At 47.6% G+C, this 21,344-nt stretch carries 19 protein-coding genes; 5 read left to right on the top strand and 14 right to left on the bottom strand.

From position 1 onward, the window contains the following. Positions 1 to 58: 58 nt before the first annotated feature. Both C161_RS08650 and C161_RS08645 read right to left on the bottom strand, forming a co-directional pair. Positions 59 to 949 carry a TIGR01777 family oxidoreductase gene (locus tag C161_RS08650; RefSeq protein ID WP_036669679.1) on the bottom strand — a complete coding sequence of 297 codons (891 nt, stop codon included), beginning with the start codon at positions 947 to 949 and terminating at the stop codon, positions 59 to 61. A 116-nt stretch (positions 950 to 1,065) separates the two neighbouring features. Further along, the gene (locus C161_RS08645; protein WP_036669676.1) at positions 1,066 to 1,587 is read right to left on the bottom strand and encodes a hypothetical protein; all 522 of its coding nucleotides are present in this window, start codon (positions 1,585 to 1,587) and stop codon (positions 1,066 to 1,068) included. A 167-nt stretch (positions 1,588 to 1,754) separates the two neighbouring features. Between C161_RS08645 and C161_RS08640 the strand changes: the two genes are divergently transcribed. After that, positions 1,755 to 2,129, top strand: a complete 375-nt coding sequence (locus C161_RS08640) for a BlaI/MecI/CopY family transcriptional regulator (RefSeq protein WP_017689706.1) — start codon at positions 1,755 to 1,757, stop codon at positions 2,127 to 2,129. A 6-nt stretch (positions 2,130 to 2,135) separates the two neighbouring features. Next, positions 2,136 to 3,467, top strand: coding sequence for a M56 family metallopeptidase (locus C161_RS08635; protein ID WP_235193770.1), 1,332 nt, complete (start codon positions 2,136 to 2,138; stop codon positions 3,465 to 3,467). A 100-nt stretch (positions 3,468 to 3,567) separates the two neighbouring features. Here C161_RS08635 and C161_RS08630 read toward each other — a convergent pair whose 3' ends face one another. Beyond that, on the bottom strand, positions 3,568 to 4,302 hold the full coding sequence (locus C161_RS08630) for a YdcF family protein (RefSeq protein ID WP_051449663.1): 735 nt from the start codon (positions 4,300 to 4,302) through the stop codon (positions 3,568 to 3,570). A gap of 396 nt (positions 4,303 to 4,698) precedes the next feature. After that, complete coding sequence (locus C161_RS08625; protein WP_036669670.1) at positions 4,699 to 5,544, bottom strand: AraC family transcriptional regulator; 846 nt, start codon at positions 5,542 to 5,544, stop codon at positions 4,699 to 4,701. 236 nt (positions 5,545 to 5,780) lie between these two features. Between C161_RS08625 and C161_RS08620 the strand changes: the two genes are divergently transcribed. Continuing rightward, a complete protein-coding gene (locus tag C161_RS08620; protein WP_036669668.1) occupies positions 5,781 to 6,311 on the top strand; it encodes a TetR/AcrR family transcriptional regulator in 531 nt (176 codons plus the stop codon). An 88-nt stretch (positions 6,312 to 6,399) separates the two neighbouring features. Further along, on the top strand, positions 6,400 to 7,506 hold the full coding sequence (locus C161_RS08615) for an MFS transporter (RefSeq protein WP_036669665.1): 1,107 nt from the start codon (positions 6,400 to 6,402) through the stop codon (positions 7,504 to 7,506). A 26-nt stretch (positions 7,507 to 7,532) separates the two neighbouring features. Here C161_RS08615 and C161_RS08610 read toward each other — a convergent pair whose 3' ends face one another. Further along, positions 7,533 to 8,141, bottom strand: a complete 609-nt coding sequence (locus C161_RS08610) for a DUF1349 domain-containing protein (protein WP_036669663.1) — start codon at positions 8,139 to 8,141, stop codon at positions 7,533 to 7,535. A 223-nt stretch (positions 8,142 to 8,364) separates the two neighbouring features. Between C161_RS08610 and C161_RS08605 the strand changes: the two genes are divergently transcribed. Beyond that, positions 8,365 to 8,631, top strand: coding sequence for a SunI/YnzG family protein (locus tag C161_RS08605; protein ID WP_017689713.1), 267 nt, complete (start codon positions 8,365 to 8,367; stop codon positions 8,629 to 8,631). Between the two features lie 147 nt (positions 8,632 to 8,778). Here C161_RS08605 and C161_RS08600 read toward each other — a convergent pair whose 3' ends face one another. The 9 genes from C161_RS08600 to C161_RS08560 form a co-directional block, all read right to left on the bottom strand. Further along, on the bottom strand, positions 8,779 to 9,741 hold the full coding sequence (locus tag C161_RS08600; RefSeq protein ID WP_051449662.1) for a glycosyl hydrolase: 963 nt from the start codon (positions 9,739 to 9,741) through the stop codon (positions 8,779 to 8,781). 95 nt (positions 9,742 to 9,836) lie between these two features. Further along, positions 9,837 to 10,847, bottom strand: a complete 1,011-nt coding sequence (locus C161_RS08595; RefSeq protein ID WP_084650108.1) for a carbohydrate ABC transporter permease — start codon at positions 10,845 to 10,847, stop codon at positions 9,837 to 9,839. A 28-nt stretch (positions 10,848 to 10,875) separates the two neighbouring features. Further along, complete coding sequence (locus C161_RS08590) at positions 10,876 to 11,775, bottom strand: carbohydrate ABC transporter permease (RefSeq protein ID WP_036669661.1); 900 nt, start codon at positions 11,773 to 11,775, stop codon at positions 10,876 to 10,878. Next, the gene (locus C161_RS08585; RefSeq protein ID WP_036669658.1) at positions 11,772 to 14,357 is read right to left on the bottom strand and encodes a DUF5696 domain-containing protein; all 2,586 of its coding nucleotides are present in this window, start codon (positions 14,355 to 14,357) and stop codon (positions 11,772 to 11,774) included. Before C161_RS08585 ends, C161_RS08590 begins: the two co-directional genes overlap by 4 nt. Positions 14,358 to 14,371: 14 nt before the next feature. Then, positions 14,372 to 14,992 carry a YIP1 family protein gene (locus tag C161_RS08580; RefSeq protein WP_036669655.1) on the bottom strand — a complete coding sequence of 207 codons (621 nt, stop codon included), beginning with the start codon at positions 14,990 to 14,992 and terminating at the stop codon, positions 14,372 to 14,374. Next, a complete protein-coding gene (locus C161_RS08575) occupies positions 14,973 to 16,439 on the bottom strand; it encodes an NHL repeat-containing protein (protein WP_036669652.1) in 1,467 nt (488 codons plus the stop codon). The genes C161_RS08580 and C161_RS08575 overlap by 20 nt, the downstream gene beginning before the upstream one ends. 11 nt (positions 16,440 to 16,450) lie before the next feature. Next, entirely contained in the window at positions 16,451 to 17,314 is an 864-nt protein-coding gene (locus C161_RS08570) for a carbohydrate ABC transporter permease (RefSeq protein ID WP_017689719.1), read from the bottom strand. A 2-nt stretch (positions 17,315 to 17,316) separates the two neighbouring features. Continuing rightward, positions 17,317 to 18,228, bottom strand: coding sequence for a carbohydrate ABC transporter permease (locus C161_RS08565; protein WP_047842211.1), 912 nt, complete (start codon positions 18,226 to 18,228; stop codon positions 17,317 to 17,319). A gap of 75 nt (positions 18,229 to 18,303) precedes the next feature. Continuing rightward, positions 18,304 to 21,231: an extracellular solute-binding protein gene (locus C161_RS08560; protein ID WP_036669642.1), complete on the bottom strand. Its 2,928-nt coding sequence runs from the start codon at positions 21,229 to 21,231 to the stop codon at positions 18,304 to 18,306. Positions 21,232 to 21,344: the final 113 nt, after the last annotated feature.

The raw sequence follows: 21,344 nt of genomic DNA, 5'->3' as shown, positions 1-21,344 counted from the left end.
ATAACAAAAGGGCAGATGCCTCTGCCCTTCCTGTTGTATTTTCTTTTGTTATGAAGTGTTATTTCTTCTTATTCAAAATCTCGGCAAGAGCAGCATCTAGTGTACCGTATGTGAACGTGAATCCTTCCCTCTCCATTCGCTCGGGAATCACCCAACGACTTTTGAGAACCAATTCCGTCTCGGTCTGAATAAAACGTGCGCCCAGTTCAAGCATCCAGCGAGGAGAAGGCAGTCCAATCCGCACACCCATCTGTTCTCTCAGACGCGCCATTAGCTCCCGATTCGTCACCGGATGCGGAGAGGACGCATTGAACACACCATTCAAGTGTGGATGCTCTTGCAGATAGATCACCATGCGGAACAGATCCTCGATATGAATCCAGCTGAACTGCTGCGTTCCTGCACCTTGAGATCCTCCCAGTCCAAAACGGACGAGGTTTGTCATGGGCACCATCACGCCACCCTCACCCAGCACAATCGCAATCCGCAGTGCAATCTGACGCGTAGACGGCAGACTGAATTCAAAGAAAGCCTGTTCCCATGCCTTGGCAACGTCGACCGAGAATCCGGAGCCAATCTCGCCCTCTTTTTCCGTCATGGGACGATCTTCAGCATGTCTGTATATGGTCGCTGTACTCGAATTAATCCATAGTTCGGGAGGATGATTACAAGCCAGGACGGCTTCCCCGAGAATGCGCGTTGTACGGGTTCTGGATTCCAGAATGACTTTGCGATTCTCCTCTGTATAACGGCAGTTCACCGATTTACCTGCCAGGTTAATCAACATTTCTGCTTCTTCCAGTGCCCCTATAATTCCTGCACGATCCTCCCAGGCAATATGACCGGGCTGACGCGAGATAATTAACACCTCATACCCCAGCTTTCTGAACCTTTGGGCAAAATCCTGTCCGACAAATCCCGTTCCACCAGCTAATACAACCTTCTTCACGGTATCCCCTCATTTCCCATACTGGGTAAAGAATTCGCAAGATATAGATTGGAATGTTTCTATGCATGCAAAATGCAGATATTAGATTAACACCGCCGGTGACCCGTTGGTTTGATTTAATTCGCACCCAAGGCTGCGTACATGCGATCCCGCTCTTCGATAGCCCATGCGTTTGCAGGGTTTTGTTCCAGCTGATATCGGAGCTCATCATAAAAATCATGGATCATGAATCCGTCCGGCAAGTTCCCTAGCATCGCTGTGAAGTTGTACTCTGGCAGTGTTCTCTTTCCTTCGCTGATCTGCTTCAACCAATCCATCCAATTTGCAAGAGTAAGCACTTCCTCCTGCCACAACTCAGCCTGTAACCCAAGTGCATCCTGAAATTGCTCGTACGCCAATGGATCTGCGAAGGCGCGGCAGGCCTGAACAGCCAGTTCATACAACTCGGTCACTGCACGACGTACCTCATGCTCAAGTTCGACCTCCAAGCCTCCCAGATAGTCCTGAACCTGAATGCTCTGTCCATCATCGTATAATAGCGGTGTCTGGGCCAACAGGCGTACAATCTCTTCCATCTCGTGCGTTGAAACTCGCTTCTGCTCATAGAGAGCAGGTAATTGATATGCTGTAATGATCATTCACTCCTACATCGTTCTTCTATTAATGACCTATATTATAACATGGTTTGGCAATCATCTATCAGGATAACTTGACTATCCACTACGAGTTGTAGTAGTTTATACGTACTACGTAGTGTAGTAATTCGATCGTTATGGACGCATAACGATGTTAAGGAGTGTTCACTGTGAACCAGATTCAAAAATTATCCGAAACAGAAATGGAGTTAATGGTTGTTATATGGTCATGCGCCCCACCAGTCACCTCGACAGAACTATTAGACATATTTGCAGAGAAGGGGAAAGCGTGGAAAGCGCAGACCATGTCTACCTTTCTGTCACGGTTGGTGGATAAAGGCGCACTTACCGTCACGAGACGTGGACGAACCAATGATTATGAGCCTCTTCTAAAGCCCGAAGATTACAAACTACAGGAAACGCAGCACGTTCTTGATGGACTCTATCAAGGTTCAGTCAAGAATTTGGTTTCGGCCATGTATGACGGCGACAAGCTTTCAGACGATGACATTTCAGAATTGAAAAAATGGCTTTCGGAAAAGTAGGTGCAGATGATGAACATCTTTTTTGAAATTCTGTACAGCCTGACCGTGGCGGGAAGTATCGTTTCTGTTTGTATTTTGGCACTACGACTTATACCCGTATCTGTTTTTCCGACCAAGTGGCTCTACAGACTCGGTAAACTTGCTCTCTTGTTTTATCTGTTCCCGGTATCTCTTGGCCTTTCATGGCTTTTGGATATTGCATTCCAAACGACATCAACTATACCGGGCACGGAGAATGCAGCAGCTTCGGGTGTAGTTGCAGGAACATTTATCCCCGAACAAACCATTTCGGTAACCACAGCCTGGTTCTTGTTATGCGTATGGGGCATTGGAGTCATTGGTTTTTCTGCATGGCAGGCGTACTGTTATCGAAGATTTCTGAATGAATTATCTCGTACACGTACCCCAGTCCTCTGTCATAGTGAAGCAGCTATACAGCTACCAATAATCAAAGAGGCTTTGGGTCTCAAACGTAATATCACGCTTGCTCACAGCACGCTAGTACGAAGCCCTATACTGGTTGGCTTGTTTAAACCAACGATATATCTGCCACCCGAAAATACGGTGAAAATGGACATCAGCATGGTAATTCATCATGAGTTGGTACATCTAAAACATAAAGATCTGTGGGTCAAAGCTTTGACCTTGGGGGTTAGTGCCCTGCACTGGTTCAATCCCCTGATTCATATCATTCGCCGGGACATTCATACCTGGAGCGAGTTGGCCTGTGATGAAGATGTGGTGAAAGAGATGTCCCACGAAGAACGAAGACGATATGGTGAGACAATTTTAAATGTGATGGCGGGAACCAAGAAAATGCCTGCTCAATTTTGTTCGTCCCTATCGGGTGAAGGCAAACAATTAAAAAGGAGATTGATGATTATGTTTAATGTAAAGAAACTGAAAAAGAAACATTGGATGTTAAGTATGGGAGCTCTCCTGCTTATTACAGGTGTAAGTACGTCCACCGCCGTATGGGCATCAAACCACACAGTTAAAGTGGAGGCTGAGGCTTCTGAAGCTGTGACTGTTCCTTCTACGGGTGGATCTTCTGAAATCGTAACTTCTCCCAACAAGGTTGGAATTTCCGAAGCTGTAACTGCTCCTTCTACTTCCGAAACTCCTGAGATCGTGGCTCTCCCTGAGGATGAAGTTTCCGAAGCTGTGCCAGTTCCGTCTGTTACTGTACCTTCTACTACTGTTCCATCTACTACTGAACCTTCTGAGGCTAAAGTTGTAGAATCAGCCACTGTTCCTTTTACGGGTGAATCTCCTGAAATGGTAGCTCTCCCTGGGGATAAGGTTTCAGTAACTGTACCTGCTCCTTCAGAAAAATAACCTATCGTTAAGGAGCAATAGCCATCCTTATATGGAAACAGGACGAAGCATAGATCATAGATCTCCGCTTCGTCCTGTTTCCGTTTTTCTGTCATGTGCATTAGAGAAATGTTTTGATCGTAGCAAAATATTCACGGATCATGTTGACGGGTTTCAAATAACCCGGTGACGGGGCCGATATGCCATATTCTGCCGCATAACCGTTCTTGGCAGCGATATACTTGGAGCGAAACATATGATAGTCACTTGTAACAATCATGATCTCAGGGTGCTCTAACCCGGATTCAAGAATGATTTTTTTGGAAAAGGCCAAATTCTCCTGTGTGCTTGTGGAGCGATCTTCCATAATGACTTGGGAAGGGTTAATCCCCTGTTCAATCAGATAGTTTTTCATGGCGAGCGCTTCGGGGATCGATTCCCCAGGTCCCTGCCCACCCGATACAATGACGGGTGTCTGAGGGTGACTGCGAATGTAGTCCAGACTGGCATCCAACCTTTGCTTCAAGGTCAATGACAATTCCGTTCCACGGATGCCTGAACCCAGAATAATGACATAGTCCGCTTCTTCCGGATCATTCGCACCAAGCTGTGTGAATACGAGTGCTTCAATAATGACAAAAGAGACGGCAACCACGCTAATTCCGGTAAGGATAATCCGCTTCAGAATAACATGCTTCTGATAGTCAATCCGTCTTAGAACGATAAAAGCCACCGTGATCATTCCGAAAAACATGACTGGGAATCTTTGGCCCCAGAAGGCCAGGAACGCCACAAAACATGCCAACAGGACAAGATCAATGATCAGTCCATATTTTTGTAAGAACTTTTTTATCAAATCCGTAGACACTCCTTCTTGTACCCGCTATTCCGCAAATCACTTATTATTCAATAATTACGAATATATCCTGCACCTATGTAACTTTGAGGCAAATGGAGACTACGAACTCTCCGCAGGTCACACATTAATTGCTCGTGTTTGATGATCGTCTGAATGAATAGGTTCTCATATAACATATCTGCCTCCTGCGGTTTACCTCGTTGTCCTCTTATTGATGTTAACCTTCGTTCCAATATATCATGTTTACCTATCTGCAATAAAATGAACAACGCTTGAACATCCTCTGTACAACTTCGAATCTCTGATTAATCACAACCAAATAACCCATAAACAGCTTCGGATATCCGAATGTTTATGGGCTACAATGATCGAGTTTGAAACGGTTAAAATTTATTATTTAATCGGTATCCAGATTTGTGGCGGTTGATTGGGCCCCGGGTACACTTCCAGCTCCGGCATATATGCGTGTTCATAAGGGTTGGATGGGAACCATTCCGAAATAATCCGTTTCCATAGAAGCTGCATACTTTCCGGCATCGGGCCTTCTACCTCAAATACACTCCATTTGGAAGCAGGCATGGTGAAACTTGATAATCCTTCCGGTACTTCACCATCGTAAGTCGTAGCAATCCAGTATTGCATCTGTTTCTCCTGAATTTCGCTCTGATCCACAACGACACCGAGTAAACCTGGAATATCCCTGTTGTTCAGTTCAAATAAACGATCCTCTGTACCGCTCGTCCACGCTTCCTGCCACATCTTCCCGATGCCTTGCAGATGTCCTCCATCTGCATATGAGAAAGTTTGCTCTACTCCGACCAACGTAAATTCAGGATGTTCAACAATTTTATATTTCATCGGCTCTGCTCCTTTTAGACTCACTTGAATCACCAGACGATTATACGATTGGACAGCGTTACTATTCTTTCGAGCCTCACTGGGTGCGATCCCATGTTGTCTACGAAATGCTTTGGAGAAAGATTCCGGTGTTTCGTAACCGTATTTAAATGCCAGATCAATGATTTTGTGATCACTTTGCAGGAGCTCATGTGCCGCCAGTGTCAACCGTCTGCGTTTTATGTATTCTCCGACAGTAACATCTGTTAATAAGGCAAAGGTACGTTGAAAATGAAAAGGAGAGATATGGGCCTGCGCTGCAATCTGCTCCATCGTCATATTTTCGAGCAAGTGGTCTTCCATATATTGAATAGCGACCTGTAATGCGTTGATCCAGTTCATGTAATAATCACTCCTTGATGTCTAATATAACTGAAAAACAACCCAATAACCTGTCATGTTGTGCTCTCATATGTCCGGTTAATGTGCAAAGACTTTGTTCATATAACGCCCCTGCCCAGGCTTTGAACTATCCAAAGGCAAGTGAAGTCACAAAATTTGACAATGTCAACGAATTATTATAGCCTACAAGTATAATGATCGTTCTATCTTATTTCGAAGGGAGAGTATCACTGATCATGAGCAGCAAAAAGGAAATGCTTTTAAACGTGGCTGAAGAATTGTTCTACCTTCATGGCTTCCATTCCATCGGCTTGAAGCGGATTATCACGGATGCCGGGATTGCCATCATGACGTTATATAATCATTTTGAGTCCAAGGATGATCTCATTGTTCAGGTACTCTTGCGACGCGAGCAGCGTTATTTAGAACAGCTCAGGCAATATGCAGACAATAAAGCACAACCCATGTTCCTCAATCTGGCTGAAGGACATGCAACCTGGCTGAAAGAACACGAATCAAGAGGGTGCTTATTTTTACGCGCCAAAGAAGAATTCGGAGGTCATGCAGATCATATCATCGTCCAGACAGTGAATGCGCACAAAAGACATATGAGAACGTTAATTCAAACATTGGCGCCTGCTGCAAGTGATCGAGATCTATTGCAATTCTCCCTGCTGCTGGAGGGTTCCACGGCACTTGCTGAGACAGAAAATGTAAATAACGTCTGCCGTGAACTGATCCATATGACGCAGAACAGTTTCAAGTAATGTTATTCCGGGTGAGTTAGTAGTTCAACTCACTTTTTTATTTAATAAGAAATATAATGATCGTTCTATCTAAAAGGCGGTGGATTTAATGAAAAAAATTATCTTTCCAGGCATTGCACTAATCGCTGTATGTTATGCATTCGGGCGATTCAGTTATGGATTGTTTATGCCGGAAATTTCGGAAGCCTTACAATTGAACGATGCAGCCTCTGGTGCAATTAACTCAGGAACGTATATTGCCTACTGTCTGTCCCTTCTAACTGCACCACTGTTGATTAATCGCAAGGGACATCATTATGTCATTCAATTGGCAGGGATTAGCGCAGTGCTCGGATTAACCGGCATCGCCCTGGCTCAGAATGCATGGGTTCTTACATTTAGTATATTTCTCGCCGGTTTGAGTACAGGCTGGGCCTCTCCAGCACTCGGTAACACGGTTAATGCCGAGCTTGCACCCGATTTGCAAGCAACAGGCAATAGCTGGATTAACACAGGGACCAGCTTCGGAATTGTAATATCAGGTCCACTCTACTGGCTGTTCACGGATTACTGGCGTCTAACCTACATCCTGTTTGCTGTAATCGGTGTTGTGGTTCTTTTGTGGAACAGACGTGTTATTCCGGCAACCAAGACACTGCCTTGTACCAAGTCTCTCTGGACATGTATGAAACCTACCAGACCAGGGTCTGCTCTGCTCATGGCTTGTCTGTTGACAGGTTTCAGTTCTGCAATCTACTGGACCTTTGCCCGGAACTTCCTCACAGACGAGAAAGGGGCCTCCGATTCGGAAGCCGTGTTTTTCTGGATTGTGATGGGGGTTATGGGGATACTCGGTGGATGCGCTGGTCGCATTATTGAACGGTTCGAGATTGGGTGGTCCTACCGAATAGGCATACTTTTATTGGCTATTTCGCTCGGGGTTATCCTTCTGCCTTCAATGACTGCCAGTCTCATCTCTGCGATCATATTTGGCAGCACGTATATTTTCCTGACCAGTGTATTTATCGTTTGGGCGACGAGACTATTCAGTCCAAATGTGTCCATCGGAATTAGCCTTGCCTTTCTCGCGCTGGGTGTTGGGCAATTTCTTGGCTCATCTATGGCAGGTTATACGATCGAAGTGTTTTCTAATACAACGGCATTTCTGGCCTTTGCTATACTCGGTCTGTTCGGAATGTTAATTCGGGTGAAATAAATGACAGAACAACCTTCTGATCCCTGTTATTTTACCCGGCGAACACTTCCGGTCACTCCATGCTGAAGCTGTACGTCTGTAAAAGTAACCGTTGTCCCTTGTCCAATCGGGGATTGGGCCACAATGCCAACTTTGATCTCTTCCGGGCAGTCGAGTCCGAAATAACGAACGAGCTTCCACTTCTCTCCATCCTGAGAATAATGGAAAGCAAAGCTGTTGCCTGCCCGAGCTACACGTAAATAAGGCTTGCTAACCTCGACAGGTGCTGATACACAATCATCCGAGTTACCACGAGTAACAACACTAAGAATAGACGGCTGTTCTTCAAAATACTCAAAGCAGACTTTAGCCCAATTCGTATCGTCCACCCTCACCATCAGGCACCCGGAGTCATACTGTTCTTTCATGTCCACCTGTACTTGAGTGACGATGCTGAAATCTCCCTTGACTATCGTATGTAAAAATGGAGCTGAAGCTTTCACCGGCTCACCTCCCGGATCAATGAAAAAGTCACTGATTGGCGAAACGGTTATCGTTACTTTGCCGTCTTCAATGGACCAATCTGCTGGCTCGTTCAGCCATCTCAGGTTGGCAGATAATGTTTGACCTGAACAATGTTCGAATAGATTCGTCATGTGGCACACCCTTTGTGTTAGAGTATAAGTTCTCTAATTTCTCTATTTGTATTCGATATGTACCATGGTTAATCCTGTATGTTTTACATCAAGTTCCCATCCCTGATATCAGTTGATATAAATTGTCACTCTTTATTATTAATAAGGTAATTTTATCCAAAATATGATAAACTGGACATACGAGATTACTTCAATAATTTGAATCACAACAGGAGGTCATCCTATGTTTGGTGTTAACGTGAAAAAAGTAGAAGATCAACTGGTCATCCGGTGGCAGTTTTCCAAAATTGAAATTCCCATCACACATATCACATCGGTCACCCTGGATGATACATACGGTGGTAGCGAACCATCCGCCATTCGGATCGGTCCAGTCAATGGCACAAGCGAAAGAATTCTCATCCGCACGGTTAATCAATCGTACATTTTATTCACTTCCAGCGTGACTTTACATACCAATATCCAAGCTATGTTGCACCCGTCAAACTAGATGGTTGTTCACCTTCTAATGTTTCAGGGGTGATGGGTTCCATTAACAAATGTGCGCTGCCAACAAATGAAGCGTTAGTATTCGCATGAATTCTTACAGCGAATACTAACGCTTCATTGATTCCAATTCAAGTTGGACATGGGATTCTTATAGCCAACTCCACTTCGGTAACTGATCGAGCGTAATGACCTCTTTGCTATGGTACAATTCCTTCAAAAACGTTAGTTCATTATGTGTCCCGTCTCTCAGGAATCCACCTGTCCAGGTACAGAACCAACTCCAGTGTACATCCTGCTCCTTCATCAACTTAGGGTCCGGGATGGAGCCGTTCTCGGCCAGAGCAATGATTTTGCTATCCTTCACAAGCTCACTCAGGTTGGTGTAACGCGCAGCCAACGGGCTGTGATCTCCTGCTTCAGGGTATACATCCACACTGACAATATCCACGACATCATCACCGGGATACCATTCCGGTTTTTCCGAGTTCCAAACCCAGATAAGATTGTGCAGCTGATGTTCTTGAACCAATCGATCATACAACAAACGATATAACTGTTTGGCAGGTTCAGGACCTTTCGCTCCCCACCAGAACCAGCCACCCTCCGCTTCATGAAGTGGTCGGAATAATACAGGTACACCCGCATCCTTCAACTCTTGCAAGTGGGCTGCAATCGCATCGATATCCCGAATCAATAACCGATATGCTTCCGATTCAGTATCAGCTAGCGCGGAGGCAATATCATAGGTTGTCGCATCCGTATAGAACCCCCGCCACCACTCTTTACCTGGTTCATCGATCAGATCCGTTGGTGCGTTCCAGTGCCAGCATAGCGTCACGATCCCGCCTTGTTTGTGCCAGTCTATCGCATCCCGAATCTCCTGGGAGACCGCACCACGCTCTGTTCTTGATGGCGAATATTCCATGAGATCAAAGCCAATCACAGCTGGCTTCTGGCCTGTATTTTCATTAATCCAGTTCAGATTGCTGTAGTCCTGCTGACCTGACAACATCCCTTTTCCATAACGCTCAACCAGAAACGTCATTAGTTCTCTCGCTTCAGGTGTCGCTGCTTCATTCACCGGAACACTGCTGATCTCACGCACTGTCATCTCTACACCTCCAATTGGGTTTACCTGTCCCTAGCCCTCTCTCTAAACAAAAAACATGAGATCACAAATATGCCGCGATCCATATAGCAACTGGCTTAACCCACAACACCAGAACGTTCAATACTCTCCACAAAATAACGCTGCACGAATAAGTACAAAATAATCAGCGGTGCAATCGCCAGTAAAATGCCTGTGTCCACGATCATGGCCACGTAATTCGGATCAGCCTTGATACCCGAGTTCGAGCCAAAGCCCATCAGTTGCGGAATTAATTGGTTCGCCTGAGCAGGCAAGGAAGCCACCTTCAGCGAGATCAGTGGACTTTCACTCATGAATAATGCCGAATAGAATGTATCATTGTACTGCCAGACAAATGAAAACAGAATAACCGTAATCAACGGTGAGATTGCATTGGGCAACATGATTCGGGCAAACGTTTTGAATCCGCCTGCGCCGTCAATCAGAGCAGCCTCCTCGATTTCCTTCGGCATTCCCTTGAAGAACTGACGGAAAATATAGATGAACAATCCCGCCTTCAGCCCTCCCGCTGTAGCGGCCGTAATCATGGAAGGCCAATACGTATTCAACAGATTGATGCCATTCTTTCCCGTGAACAACTGGATGATGCCCATAAAGTCAAAGCTGCGGAAATGCAGATACATCGGCACCATAAGTGTGCTTGTCGGTACCAGAATCGTGAGAATCACCAGCACAAAGAGCACATTGCTACCCGGAAATGAAAACCGGGCGAAGCCGTAGCCGGCAAACGCACAGGACATGGCTGTCAGAAGCGTTGTAATCGTAACGAACAATAAGGTGTTCGCGAGCAAAGGCAGGTAATCCATCACTTGCGCCGCAAGCCGGATATTATCCAGCGTAAAATGCTGAGGAATCATATAAATCGTTGGATTGTAGATATCCTGTTTATCCTTGAACGCAACTGACACTTTGAGAAATAACGGGTACAAAATAATAAATGAAATGCCGATGACCAGTGCATATCTGAATATGGAATAGAGAAGGTCCGATGTCTTGTTTCGCACCCGATGCATGTGATAATTCTGCTTCGGAACTACCACCATGCGATCTGTCCCTGATGCAGCCATAATCTGAAGCCTCCCTTAATGTTAACCGTCAGTTGTAGTGAACCCGCCGTGACAATACCCAGCCCACTACGATCAATACAAGACCAATCACCAGTGTGTACAGCCAGGACATCGCCGAGCTTAAGCCAAAGTTCTGGGTTTTGAATGCGGTTTGGTAGATGGCCTGTGTGACTGGACTCCCGGCAAATGAATCAATGATCGTGTAGATGACATTTGTCAGAATCAACGGACTGACCATGGGAAATGTAATTTTCCAGAATGATTCATAAGCTGTCGCCCCTTCGATCTTTGCAACCTCATACATCGATCCCGGTACCGATTGCAGTGCAGCGAGGAAGATCAGAATCTGGACGCCAGAGCTGCTAATAATCTCATAGATCCGCATGATGGCTTCAACGATGTAATCCACATAGGCCATCGGCAATCCCACATCCGCCAGCATCCGCACAATGGATACCACGTTGAACGAAGCACCGCCATCGGCTGATGCATCCACCGCACTCGCATCCCCCATCAGATTGATTAATCCCGCAGACTCAGCTGCTGCGACTGCACTCGAAGCCAGAATAACCGGCAGGAAAAAGATTGCACGTGCCATCGTTCTGCCTCTGAACTTCTGGTTAAGCAGTGTGGCCGTAAACAGACTGAAGAACAAAATCATCGGCACATTCAGTAGCATCACTCCAACCGAGTCGACCAGAATCCGGTTGAACGTCGCGTCAACCAGAAGCGCATCCTTAAAATTTTTAAATCCAACGTATTCCAGAACGTATCCGCCCGGAGCAACAGACAGGTTACTCAGGCTGAACCGAATCGATTGCAGAAGTGGTGTGGCAAAGAGGAAGATGAAACCGATCAGCCACGGCGATATAAATGCAAGTCCAAGCAGTGCTCTCCGTGACTTCAGCGATAATCGAATGGTTCTCATCGGTTCACTCCCCCCACCACATAATCCGTCCCGCCAACCGTTGTTCCATCCACGGTTACTGCATCCGCATTGTAATTCACAAGGATGGATGTACCGCCAGTATAGGTGATCTGGACCACGCCATCCTGAATGCGTTCATGCTTGAGAATCTGCTCATTCTCCAGATCTCCCAGCACTTCATTAGCCTGCTTATACAAGGCAACGGCGTCATCCATCCAATATGCATATTCCGTTGCGTATGCCGAATCATAATTCGTCAGTTTCAGCCTGGATGATGGTTCATAGGTCCATTGAAAATACGGAGCTGCCCCAAGTTCCAGGCTGCGCAACAATTGTTTGCGGAGATTCTGATCCCCCGACGTATTCATCGGAGATGCTGCATAGTTCATGTATCCATGAATGACCATCGCATAAAAAGGAACTTCTTCATCGGTAATATTGAAGCGACTTGATCCTGCGGGTACATTCACAACATGTTGTGCATTTCCCCAAGCGTAGCTATTTGCGGCAGATATCATCAAGTTCGGATAGGACTGTTCCAGCTGTCCCAGCTGTTCCTTCACAATGTGCTTCGCCGTCTCCCGATGAATCACCCGACTATCCCGATAATCGGAAGTCAGGACCTGCCCGAGATCACGAAGGGATAATCCGCCGAGATCCAATTTATTGAATTTGTCAGCAAACTCACTCACTACATAAGGAAGCTTGGCCGCTGAGAGCAAATAATAGCTGTCCCTACTCTGATCCATGCGATTAAGTGCAGGATTGTACGGATACAATTCTGCTGTCTCCTTTGTTACAAACCGCGCTGCATCCGAGGAAGGAGCAAAGCGCATATCATCGTGATAAATGTGCTGGAAAGCCACATCCGGGAACAGAGCTCCACCCGACTGCTCCAGCTTGGTGGACAACGCCTGCAGTTCGGAACGACTGCCCACTTCACTGTCCAACTTCACCTGGGTTGGCGTATGATGACTGATGCCACCGCCGAACCATCCCTGATACCGCATTTGTACGCGGTTCACACCATCCTGCTGTAATTTCGCCGCCATTTCGGTAGCCTGTTCGTACGTCGTCATAGCTAAAGTGGTCCGATAGGGTACACTCAGGAACGAAGCCTTTTTGTCCACTGCACCAAGCACATCCACATAAAACGGCAACTCCGTCTGTTCTGCGAGCGGCTTCAATACATCCTGCTCGATCAACTGCTGCTGATACAGGCGGGCCATACCCGAGTAACTGGCATCTTCTCCATGAAGGAAATGATAACGGACCTGAATATCTCCACGGTAAGGCTCTTCGCTAAGCAGCTGGATCTCCTGCATTTTCTGCGAGGTGTACATCTCCAGCTCATCCTCCCCGCGCAGGGAGAAGGTCGCATGCACGTGGTTGTAACTGTTCTGCCTGCCTCCAATATCCGCAGAGATACTGGCAATGCCGTCCCCTTTTTCAATGACTGCAAACCAAGCATTCTCCCCGTTCTTCAGACCAAACACAGGCATATACGCGGATTCACTAACCTGAGGACGACTGAGCGAGTTATCATTGGGGTCTGCGCCGTACACGCGCTGTACATACTGCTCTTCCTGGGTTTTCCCGTTGTTCAGGTGGATCAGGCTGCCGGAACCGTCAGGTACGAGCATGTAACCCTCACCCTTTGTATCCGCAGCGCCGAAGTAAGCGAGCAAATCAATATTCCGAATGCGGTATTGCCCACTTTCTTCTATTTGGCTCAGAGGCACGGTCACAACGAGTGCCCCCTGCTCAAGTCGATATTCCACAGAAATGACGAAGCTAGGCTTATCCGATACACCTCCGCCTTCGACTCCATTCTCCTGATTGTCAAAAGCCAGATCGTCCGCGGTATAACCCGCCGTCTCAAAGGCACCCAACATCTTGTTCAGTACAAGCTGCTTCGAAATCTGTCCATCCAGCCGTTCCAGAATATCCGGATTGCTCTTGGTTGGATAATAACGGGCAGATGTGTACCTTGCGACAGTAGCGTCCAACTTGGAAAGAACCTTCTCCTCCAGTCGCTGCTTGCTGATCAACTTCGGTAGTGCATCAATACCAAGTGATGTATCACCAAGTGTATAGTTGACCCGAATCCCTTGATCGATCTGACCCACTGTGAATTGTTTGTTGCTAATACTCGAACTGAAATTCGGAAAGTTCTCCAGTGTGCCCATCGAATCCCGGAAAGACACATTTAACTGGGACGACAGCACTTCTTTTTCATATGCGGAAGCAAGACCGTCCTCAGCCCGTTCTTTCGGGTTGCTGTACCAGATCTCTCCACTTTTCGCGTCACGTACTGCAATTTCCGTTGTCTCCTCGTTATAGTACAGGGCCAATCCCTGATCTTCAGCGACCAGTTGCATACCAGGTACACCCTGCGAAGAGTCGCTAAGGAACTGCAACGGGTCCTCCGTGACGGGCATGGCTGTGGTTGTCGTATCCAGATAAGCTGCGGCTTCTACGGCAGGAATCCCCCTGTTGTTTATATACAGCAGCCCGGCTGCAATCATGATTACAGCTGCACCACCAGCCAGCACCGTATATAATCGTTGCCTTTTGTTCACGGATGCCGCCTCCTTTAGGTCCGAAAAATCAACTCGCGGTAAATGTTATAACCGAATTCGTACAGCTGTTGCAGCATGCTGAAGACCAGTGCGCCAAGGAATACAATAACGCCCATCACAATGAGTGTCAGCACCATCGTAATGATCGTTTTAATCACCGTGTACTGGTGCACCGTCATCATGCCAATGAACAGAAGCAGTACAAACCAGAAAAACGCGATGCTATTAAAAAGATAATAAAAAGCAGTCTCCTCCTGTACCATGAACCGGCTGATCACGATCATTGGGGCATAGATCAGAATAACCGGAATGAGCGAGTAACCTGTCGCCAGGACGATTTCTCTGAATTTCCCTTCCCCTTCCATCAAAGTCGTTACAGCCCAATTGGCTGTGCACCATAGAAAGAATGGCACCGCAACCGTGGCGATCTCGATGATGCTATTAATCGTACGAGGATCGATGTAATTAACGAGGAATCCTGCGTACTGCTTTTGCAAAATCATCATGACAATGGTAAGCGCCAATGCTGCAAAAGCAACAAACAGCCGTCCCCGGTTATCTGACTTGAGGTCCCAGAATGCATCAATGGGGTGAAAAATGAGATGCAGCGGAAACTTAATGAAATCCTGCTTCACGATCAACCTGCCTCCTCCGTCTCCATTTAACCGTCACCCGGGTCAGGATCAGAATGACAATCAGCGCGATTACAGCGGTCAGGAATGTACCAAAATGTTCCTTCATCATCTCCCGCCGATGCCTCTTGAACGCCACAGAATAACTCTTGCGGTCCATTCCAAGTTCGAAGTAACTTAGCGCTTCCTCGTTTTTCTTCTCCATTAATAAGGACTTGCCGATACCGATATAGGCGATGTCATAGTTGGCATTCAGCTTCAGCACTTCTCGCCATATATTCACGGCTTCCGTGTCCTCGCCCCGATAGTGGAGTGCCACCGCTTCATTCACACGGGCACCAAAACGGGTTGGCTCATAGACAACAAGGTTGTTCTTGCCCCGATCCAGAACCAAGTGATGCTCACCTGATTGTTCAATCGCGACAGGTGTTTTGAGCGTGCCCACCTGATTTCCTTTGCCACCGTATATGTAGAGCAGATGACCTTCATCGTCGTACGTGAACACCCGGTTCTGTGTCGCATCCAATACACTGTACATGCCGTCGCCCAGCACTTTCACATCGATCAGTTTGGATGGACCCGGATTGTTGCGGAACCGGATATCACCTTTGACGTCGTAATAACCAAACCGCTTCAGTACATCTTCACCAGACGGATTCAGCCGTTTGATCGGTTCATTTGAGCCGGGATCAATATTCGTTGCATACACAAATCCTTTGTGGTCAATATCCGCATTGGAGAACTCCGTTGGAACAAAGAGAACCATCTGTGCGCGCTGGGCTTTGGTTGATAACATGCGCCAGATATATTCGCCGTAGTCCCGCTCCACTTTGTTGGTACCGACATATCCGATAAATTTCCCACTCTCGTCAAACTGCATAATCCCTTCGTAGACCCCCTGCGCCACAACATACACTCGGCCTACATGGTCCACCGTCAGCTTCAAAGGCTGGAACTGGAATTGGGTCGACAGGATATCCGACTCGGGCTTCGTGATGGTTTGAATCAGTGTCCCGTCTCCATCCAGGACAACCACACGACCGTGGCCTGTATCGGCGACGTATATGCGTTCTTGCTCATCCACGAACAATCCGCCCGGAAGGTTGAAGGTCTCCTTGCTACCATCCATCATGAATCCATCAATGACGCGCAGCAGCTTAAAGCCTGGGTCCAATACAACAATTCGGCTGTTGCCACTATCCAAAATATAGATCAACCCGGAAGGTGAAACATTCACATCACCAGGGTCTTTAAACTCACTAATGCCGAGATCACGGCCTGATATGGTACGCTCGGGCAGATAGGCATCTGGTGAAGGAACAGCCTCTTTCCAGTAGTTGTAGTTATAACTCTCATACGGCGCCGGGGAGGCCGCCGCAGGCACGGCATTCACCAGCAGCAGAGATACTGCCGCCAGGAGAACAAGCCATCTTTTCACTGTGCGTGCCATATCTTTCCCCCTTAATCCTTCATGCCCGAGCTCGCCATCGTCTCAATGATTCGGCTCTGAGAGAAAATAAATAGCGTGATCGGCACACTCATCAAAATCAGTGCTACCGCAGCACCCGCTCCTGCCCGGGATATTCCGCCCTGAATAATCTGCCCTGCTGCATAATGCAGGGTCTTGAGCTGTTCACTATAGATGTATCCATTGCCATCACTGCCCCATAACATCTGGAACAGCAGTATGATCAATGTCAGCCAAGCTGGTTTCACATTGGGCATGACAATGGACCAGAAGATCCGGTATTCACTGGCACCATCAATCTTGGCCGCTTCCAGCAGCGCATCCGGGATCTGCTCCATGAACTGTTTCATCAGATACAACCCGAGTGAATAGGCAAATGCCGGAATAATGACGGCCCAGTAGGTGTCGATCCATCCGAGCCATGACATGATCATATAGTTCGGAATTGCCGTTACCGCAGGTGTGAACATCAGTGACAGTACGACCACTTGGAACATGAATACTTTGCCCGGAAACTTGTGTTTGGCAAGTGGGTACGCCGCTGCGGAAGCTAGCAGTACATGGCCTACGATACCGATACCTGTAATAAATACCGTGTTGAATATATAACGTGAGAACGGGACCCACGAGTCACTCAGCAGATTCAGCAGATCTGTAAAGTTGCTGAACGTGGGATTTTTGACAAACAGCGTTGGTGGAAAGGTGAAAATCTCATCCAATGGTTTGAATGCATTGTTGATTGCATAGATCAACGGCAGCACCATGAAGGCACCAAATACGAGCAGAAGGGCAAACAGGGAGAGGCTTCCCGATAGCGAGCGATTCACGCGTTTTTTGCCTGTCGCAATTGCAGCCATAACTATTCTCCCACCCTTCGAAGCAGTTTCTGTACCAGCAAGTTGGTGCCCACCATAATCATGAACAGTACGGTAGCAATTGCTGATGCATATCCCATCTCAAACCGCGTAGTACCAAAGTCAATCAAATGGGTTACCACCGTCTCTGCTGCATAGTTCACGCTTGGGAACCCGGCCAGTGCGATCGACACATCGGCCACGGCAAACGAGGTTGTCAGCTGAATGACTGCGCCGAACATCAACTGTGGACGCATCGAAGGCAAGGTAATGTACCATAGTTCCTGCCAGCGATTTTTGATCCCATCCACCGCTCCCGCTTCGTACAATGTCCGGTCCACCGTCTGCAAACCAGCGATAAACGCAAGAAATCCGGTTCCGAGACTCAGCCATAGCTGCACGAGAATGAGAATAGGCATAATGTAGGCTTCCGTCTTCAGCCACTGGATTGGCTCCAGCAGAAAACCCCATTTGATCAACAACCCATTGGCAATACCATAACGATCTCCCGAGAAGATCATCAGCCAGATAAAATACACATTGCCCGAAATGGAGGGCGCGTAGAAGATCAGCGTCATGAACGCTCTCCATTTCGGTGTTAACTCATTAATGATCCACGCGAAGACAAAACAGGCAATATAACTGATCGGTCCGGTAATGATGGCGAACAACAACGTATTCTTGATTGCAATCAGGAATACATCATCCTCCAGAAACAGGCGAGTATAGTTCTGCCAGCCAATAAAACGCGGGAATTCCAGCATGTTAAAGTAGGTGAAGCTGAGTATGATCGAGATGACAACCGGAATCACGGTAAACATGAGGAACAGGAGCATATAAGGTGCAAGCAGAACATAGGAATGTTTGCTGGCCTTCATTTCCTGGAGCTTCCAGCTCCACCACGATTTCATGCCCATCCTTGACGCTTTCTCAGGAGGACTGTTTTGTCCGTCTCGGAGTGATATTTGTGGCACGATTAACCCTCCCTCTGCTTACGGAAGACCAAATTCATTACGTTTGACTCGAATCTCGTCCTGAATATATTGGGTATAATCCATGATGGATTCCCTGGCTTCCACTTGGCCAACAACGGTTTTGTAAAATGCATTGAACAGATGGCGGCCTGTAAAATAACCACCGGGTACTTCAGGAATGCCCTTCACCGTTTCGAATTGTGCCTTGAGATTGGCGTAATCCTCCGCAGGCCACGGCAGGGAATCCAGCGCCTTGATGTTGGCCGTTGGATAACGGGCAGCGGCACCCATCAGCCCTTCCATCTCCCGTCCGAATTCCGCCTGAATCGGCGTACTGGTCCACCACTTCATGAACTCCCACGCCGCGTCCTGATCCTTGGTACCCTCCAGCATCATGACTGCGCTGCCTCCACCCGGTACGTCCCGATTCAAGGTTCCATCTGCCTGAACAGTTCCCGGGACAGGAACGAATCCCCATAGTCCGCGAATCTCCGGTGCAAATACGGACAATTGGTTGTACATGGTGTAATCCGTTAGTCCAATAGGCATCTGTCCTGTCCGGAAACGGTTGGCAAAATCATATTCCCGCTCTAACTTGTAATCGGTATAGAACTCCGTCCACTGCTTGAACGTCTCAATTCCGATCCTTGAATCCAGATCCGACTCCTTGTCATCGTTACGATAGAAGGCGCCGCCGTTCTGAAGCAGCATCGTGGCATACTGCGAGTTCGGCGGAATATTGACACCCTGCATATTCGCCTGGGTCACAATCGGCATACCAAATTCCATATGATTCTTGCTCAGAATCGCGAGCAGAGCTTCGACATCCTCCCAGTTCTGAGGCACTTCAAGTCCGAGTTCTTCGAGCACGTCTTTACGATAAAACAGCATGTTAAAGGTTTGCGTTTCCGGCAGGGCATATACGCCTGAATCATAGGCATACGGCACGATTGCACTTTCCCTGAACTCCTGTTCCACGGTGCTATAATCACTGAATTGCGTCAGATCTACAGCCGAGTTCCGCATCGCAAAGTTCACCGGCAGATCATTGCCGATCTGCATCGCTACATCCGGACCTTCACCGGACAAAGTCGCTGGCAGCAAGGTTCCCATATTCACCAGCTTCAGATTCACGTTAATGCCACTGTCTGGTGTGAAGGTCTTGTCAATCATCGCTTTCATCGTATTCGCCTGGTCACGTCCGCTACCAATCCAGACTGTTACCGTACGCTGATCTTCCGATGTAGCTACATTACCAATCTGGTTATAATCAATGAAGAACGAATGATAGAATATCTTTGCTTCATGACCAAGCTTAGCAAGTGGCCCCATACCTGTTCCAGGAATATCACGGTCGATCGAAGTGACGTACAGTGCGTCGATCTCAAGGGGTTGCTCTCGTGCCTGTTGCACCCATGTGCCGAGACCGCCTGTGTTGGTTTTATAAGCCGCAAGCCGTCTTGGAATGGTATCTGGCTTGTCAATCATCTCGTCCAGTTGCAGCGCCATCGTCTTGATCAAGGCTTCCTGATCGCTGGACTGTCCTGATAGAAGACGAAGCTGTGCGGCAACGTCCTTGAGACGTTTACTTTCTCCGCTGAATACTTCCAGCAGGTTCGGGATCTGCTTTTCCACCCGATAATCCCGGAATTCATCAGGCTTCGTGCCTGTAATCATCAGAATGCGTCGGTACATGGAGTTCAAGTTGTACAGACTGTCCTCCACATTGCGGATAAGCGGTGCGAAGTCACCGAGGCTGTTCTCCAGCCGCAGCACATGTTTTCCTTTGTCCAAGTGAAACTTGTATGCATCCTTGCCTCCCATGACGTCAATGCGATAGTCACTTTGATAACGGAAAGGTGCTTTCGCCATCTCTGCAAACGGAACTTCACCATCGATGGTCAGTTTGCGTGTAGAATAGATGCCTTTGACAAAATTCTGCTGTGCGGTAAAACCGATATGATACAGTCCACTTTCCGGCACATCCACTTCCCATTCAATCCATTGTCCTGGCAGACGCCAGTTAAAGCCGCCAATCGTATTGATGCGTACCTGGGAAGCGCTATAAGGAGATACAGCAGAACTTGACCTTTCGCTGGTCGGGTATAACGTAGGTGAAGATTTGGCAATCGCGGCTTCTCCTTCAATGCGAATCAGTACATCCTTCGGCTGCCCAGAGGAGTCCGATTGTTGTGCCCCTGCAGTCTCTGTGTAAGGAACAGCTGTCTTCTCATTGAAAAGACGAATGGACCGAATCACCATGGGTTCACGCGATGATTTTAGCGTTAGCGTGTGTTCCCCTTTTTCCAAATAAAACTTGAATGGAGTCTGTTCGTACCCGTCGGAGTCCTGAAACGTTTCTTCCAGCCAGCGTGGTTGCTCCACTTGTCTCGGGCGAAGGTCATTGCCTTGGTTATCCTGTTCAACGACATCTTTCTCATTCGCCCATACCCGGTCAAACTGCAAATAGGCGGCTTCTGCAAAAGGAAGTTCACCATCAATGTACAATGCACGCTCAATGGCTGAACTCTTGCCTTCAACGGGAAAATAGATCGTGGACAGGTTATACAGCCCAGTCTCCGGCACATTAATGGTCCAATCGACTTGTCCGGTCTCTCCGGTATGGAGAGATACACCATCCATTCCTTCATAATTAGTCAGTTTGCGGACGTCTTCACCTTCGGCTTTTATGTAATCTCCTGCTTCAATGGTGATGTCCACATTCGGCTGTGTAGCCTGATCCGTTCCGGATCGATACTGTTCGTATCCCTTTTTCTGCCGGGTCTGCTGCAAGACTGCATCCACTTCAATGGCAGGCAGACTGCCAGGTGGAATGTTTGCACTCTTTCCATCAGCGCCGGAAGTTATATATAGAATGATGCAGGCTGCCGCCACGATGATTACTGTGGACAATATCCATGTCTTACGTTGTCGAATTCCAGCCATCCTACGAGTCCTCCTCATCAAGGCTGATGCCAGCAATGCCGATTTGGTGGTTCAGGAAAAGGGGCTCCGTGCAACCTTGCCGACACGAGCCCCCCTGCCTGAATCGTTTGCTG

The organism is Paenibacillus sp. FSL R5-192 (genome assembly GCF_000517845.1).
GTDB lineage: Bacteria > Bacillota > Bacilli > Paenibacillales > Paenibacillaceae > Paenibacillus > Paenibacillus amylolyticus.
This window is presented reverse-complemented; position numbering and strand designations above follow the sequence as displayed.

What these genes read in the sequence shown, in the direction of transcription:
- C161_RS08645 (WP_036669676.1), bottom strand. Translation starts at nt 1,587, where the DNA reads ATGATCATTACAGCATATCAATTACCTGCTCTCTATGAGCAGAAGCGA.
- C161_RS08635 (WP_235193770.1), top strand. Translation starts at nt 2,136, where the DNA reads ATGATGAACATCTTTTTTGAAATTCTGTACAGCCTGACCGTGGCGGGA.
- C161_RS08625 (WP_036669670.1), bottom strand. Translation starts at nt 5,544, where the DNA reads ATGAACTGGATCAACGCATTACAGGTCGCTATTCAATATATGGAAGAC.
- C161_RS08620 (WP_036669668.1), top strand. Translation starts at nt 5,781, where the DNA reads ATGAGCAGCAAAAAGGAAATGCTTTTAAACGTGGCTGAAGAATTGTTC.
- C161_RS08615 (WP_036669665.1), top strand. Translation starts at nt 6,400, where the DNA reads ATGAAAAAAATTATCTTTCCAGGCATTGCACTAATCGCTGTATGTTAT.
- C161_RS08610 (WP_036669663.1), bottom strand. Translation starts at nt 8,141, where the DNA reads ATGACGAATCTATTCGAACATTGTTCAGGTCAAACATTATCTGCCAAC.
- C161_RS08605 (WP_017689713.1), top strand. Translation starts at nt 8,365, where the DNA reads ATGTTTGGTGTTAACGTGAAAAAAGTAGAAGATCAACTGGTCATCCGG.
- C161_RS08600 (WP_051449662.1), bottom strand. Translation starts at nt 9,741, where the DNA reads ATGACAGTGCGTGAGATCAGCAGTGTTCCGGTGAATGAAGCAGCGACA.
- C161_RS08595 (WP_084650108.1), bottom strand. Translation starts at nt 10,847, where the DNA reads ATGGCTGCATCAGGGACAGATCGCATGGTGGTAGTTCCGAAGCAGAAT.
- C161_RS08590 (WP_036669661.1), bottom strand. Translation starts at nt 11,775, where the DNA reads ATGAGAACCATTCGATTATCGCTGAAGTCACGGAGAGCACTGCTTGGA.
- C161_RS08575 (WP_036669652.1), bottom strand. Translation starts at nt 16,439, where the DNA reads ATGGCACGCACAGTGAAAAGATGGCTTGTTCTCCTGGCGGCAGTATCT.
- C161_RS08570 (WP_017689719.1), bottom strand. Translation starts at nt 17,314, where the DNA reads ATGGCTGCAATTGCGACAGGCAAAAAACGCGTGAATCGCTCGCTATCG.
- C161_RS08565 (WP_047842211.1), bottom strand. Translation starts at nt 18,228, where the DNA reads ATGGGCATGAAATCGTGGTGGAGCTGGAAGCTCCAGGAAATGAAGGCC.
- C161_RS08560 (WP_036669642.1), bottom strand. Translation starts at nt 21,231, where the DNA reads ATGGCTGGAATTCGACAACGTAAGACATGGATATTGTCCACAGTAATC.